General features: G+C 52.6%; 2 protein-coding genes. Both read left to right on the forward strand.

What is annotated here, in order from left to right; translation table 11 throughout:
- Positions 1 to 157 precede the first annotated feature (157 nt).
- Positions 158 to 1174, forward strand: a complete 1017-nt coding sequence (gene pdxA, locus PPL9_RS25840) for a 4-hydroxythreonine-4-phosphate dehydrogenase PdxA (RefSeq protein ID WP_057465379.1) — start codon at positions 158 to 160, stop codon at positions 1172 to 1174.
- Positions 1174 to 2013 (forward strand): 16S rRNA (adenine(1518)-N(6)/adenine(1519)-N(6))-dimethyltransferase RsmA, encoded by an 840-nt coding sequence (gene rsmA / locus PPL9_RS25845; protein WP_057465380.1) that lies wholly within the window; start codon positions 1174 to 1176, stop codon positions 2011 to 2013. The genes pdxA and rsmA overlap by 1 nt, the downstream gene beginning before the upstream one ends.
- Positions 2014 to 2252 lie beyond the last annotated feature (239 nt).

The raw sequence follows: 2252 nt of genomic DNA on the forward strand, positions 1-2252 counted from the left end.
ATCAACAGTGATGCGACTGCGCGAAGCACTATCGAGGGCGAGTTGCGGAATAAAAAAGGGCAACAGCTTTCTCGCCGTTACCTTCGTGACCTGCGCTCCAATGCTGTAATCGAGCAGCGCTGATCGCCTGATCAGCAGCAGGAGATGTTTTTTTATTATGCGCAGAGTGAAATTGGCGCTCGCCCTGACAATGGGCGAGCCTGCAGGTATTGGACCTGATATTACGCTTAAAACGTGGAAAGTTCGCTTTGAACAAGCTGTTCAGCCGTTCTACGTCCTATGCGATCCAGAGCTCCTCAAAGCCCGCGCAAAGCATCTCGGATTGAAAATTCCGATCAAAGTGGTGGAACCAGAAGCCGCCTGTGACTGTTTTGATGAGGCACTTCCGGTGGTTCCTCTCTCTGGCCCAGTCCAGGTTAGTCCCGGTGCTCCTTCTGGCACGAATGCTGCTCTTGTCATCGAATCCATAGAGACTGCGGTACGACATGTGAAGGATGGCAGGGCTTCAGCGGTTGTCACCAACCCTATCTCCAAGAAAATCCTTTATGACGCTGGTTTTCATCATCCGGGTCACACTGAGTTTCTTGGCGATCTGGCGAAAACCTACTGGGATAAGGACGTGGAGCCAATCATGTTGTTGGCCGGTCCTGAGCTGATGGCCGTTCCGCTTACGGTCCATGTTCCAATTGTGGATGTACCAAAGCTGGTGACGAAGGATCTCATCGTCGACCGCTGCCGGGCCATCAACAAAGACATGATCGAACGGTTTGGTATTGCCTCACCGCGCATCGCGATTGCAGGCCTCAACCCTCACGCAGGTGAAGGTGGCTCTATGGGGACGGAAGAGATCGAAACGATTTCTCCAGCTATTGCCCAACTGCGTAGTGAAGGCATAGATGCTCGCGGTCCTTTGCCTGCCGACACCATGTTCCACAGTGAAGCGCTGGATACCTATGATGTGGCTGTGGCCATGTATCATGATCAAGCGCTCATTCCTGTCAAAACTCTGGCCTTTGATGAAGCTGTGAATGTGACACTCGGCCTCCCCTATGTGCGCACATCACCTGATCACGGAACCGCATTTTCCATTGCGGGAACGAATAAGGCCTCTCCAAACAGCTTGATGGCTTCCCTGCGCCTTGCAGCAGCCCTCGCACAACCTGAGCTCGTTTAATGGCACAAATTGATGATCTGCCACCTCTGCGTGAGGTGATTGCAGAGCATGGGCTCGATGCCCGCAAATCCCTTGGTCAGAATTTTCTTCTGGACCTCAATCTTACCTCGCGCATTGCCCGCAGTGCCGGGGATCTGAGCAACTGTACCGTTGTTGAAGTTGGTCCTGGCCCCGGTGGTTTGACACGCGCCTTGCTTGCAGCTGGCGCCAAGAAGGTGGTTGCGATTGAGAAAGACACGCGATGCCTGCCTGTTCTTTCTCAGATTTCAGAGCGCTACAATGGCAAGCTGGAAGTGATTGAGGGTGATGCCCTCAAGTACAATCCTGCTGAGCTTGCTGACGGCCCGATCAAGATTATCGCTAACCTGCCTTACAATGTGGGTACTCAACTGCTGCTTGGGTGGCTGACAACTGATGAGTGGCCTCCGTTTTGGGATTCTCTGACATTGATGTTCCAGAAAGAAGTCGGGCAGCGCATTGTTGCTGAAACAGGCAATAAAGCCTATGGCCGCCTCGGTGTTTTGGCAAACTGGCGGTGTCATACGGATATACTTTTTGATCTGAACCCAAAGGCTTTCACCCCTCCACCAAAGGTGACGTCCGCTGTTGTGCAACTACACCCGCGCGAGAGGCCTCTGGAGTGCCCTTTGAAGGCGTTGGAACGAGTAACCGCTCATGCCTTTGGTCAGCGCCGTAAAATGCTCAGAGCAAGCTTAAAAGGCCTTAAGCCAGATGCGGAGGATCGTATCGAAGCTGCCGGCCTCAAGCCAACTGCCCGCGCAGAAGAGATCGATGTGGCCGGCTTCATTGCCTTGGCACATGCTTTTGACAAGGACTAGGTTGTTCTCAATTTCAGGCTCTCAGCTGTACAAAGCACACTGAAGACTAAGAGAGCCTTTTCGACTTTTGCAGCATTAACTTGCCGATTCGAGAACTCCGGCGGCTGACATTAATGTCGCCGAATAGTTCCCCATGCCATCAGCTAAAGCGTTTCGAGATTAATTTGAGATGCATCCTGCGGCTTTGAAGTAGTTCCAGCATTCTGTCGGATTGTAGAGGTCGCAGATTTCCCCGATGG

It is taken from the genome of Pseudovibrio sp. POLY-S9, assembly GCF_001431305.1.
Lineage (GTDB): Bacteria > Pseudomonadota > Alphaproteobacteria > Rhizobiales > Stappiaceae > Pseudovibrio.

Bases quoted from the DNA above. Each gene is read 5' to 3' on its own strand.
- pdxA (WP_057465379.1), top strand. From the start codon at position 158: ATGCGCAGAGTGAAATTGGCGCTCGCCCTGACAATGGGCGAGCCTGCA.
- rsmA (WP_057465380.1), top strand. From the start codon at position 1,174: ATGGCACAAATTGATGATCTGCCACCTCTGCGTGAGGTGATTGCAGAG.